Annotated in this window: 1 protein-coding gene and 1 pseudogene; both read right to left on the bottom strand. The window is 49.9% G+C overall.

The features are described from left to right. A pseudogene (fliI, locus tag R7E78_RS26605) lies at positions 1 to 263 on the bottom strand (flagellum-specific ATP synthase FliI); the annotation flags it as partial. Between the two features lie 3 nt (positions 264 to 266). Further along, positions 267 to 711: flagellar assembly protein FliH (locus R7E78_RS26600; RefSeq protein ID WP_318058672.1), on the bottom strand; the 445-nt coding region annotated here is incomplete at its 5' end.

Here is a 711-nt window from a genome sequence, read left to right as displayed (position 1 = left end):
AATGGCGTCACTTTTGCACCGGGCAAAATACCGGTGATTTGCTCACTCGGCATCAAATACAAGTTGTCGCCAGAAAAACCAACCACTTCAGCTTCCATGTGACCAGACATGGTTTCAACCAAACATAGACTGCCGATCGGCGCACGACAGCCCGTTGCTTCTAGGGTCAAACCAACAACGCGCACCAATTTGCCAGAAGCGACCGGGCGCGTGGTTAAGCCTTCAACTTTGTAGTTTTTGAGGCGATCGGCCAAAGCTTGCATGGATTACTCGCCCTCTTGGTGACGGTTCGCGCCACAAAAGCTGTGCAGCACACTCTTGATGCGCTCTTCCATGCGGTAGTTAATGCTCGATTCGCCGGCTTCGATTTGCACATCGCCACGATTAAGTGATGGCTCAGAAACCAGTGTCCAGTTACGGCAATCTAAATCTTCTTCACCATACGCAGAGCGAATGATGGCAACATCTTCAGGGTTGAGATGCAATGTGATTGGATGGCCAGAAATCGGCAGCGCTTCTACCGACTGCTTAACCGTATCGAGAATAATTTGTGGATTGGTTTGAACCTCGACATGCACCACTTCTTTGACTAAGCACAGCACCATGTCCACCAGTTGCTCCTCTACCTGAGCATTCATCAACCCCAAAGCCTGAGCACACTGCTCGGCGAGACTCATAAACACTTCAACCTGCTGTTGAATAAACTCTTGG

This window comes from Vibrio sp. YT-19(2023), assembly GCF_033337395.1.
The sequence above is the reverse complement of the archived record's forward strand: the minus strand, read 5'-3'. Positions and strand labels throughout refer to the sequence as shown.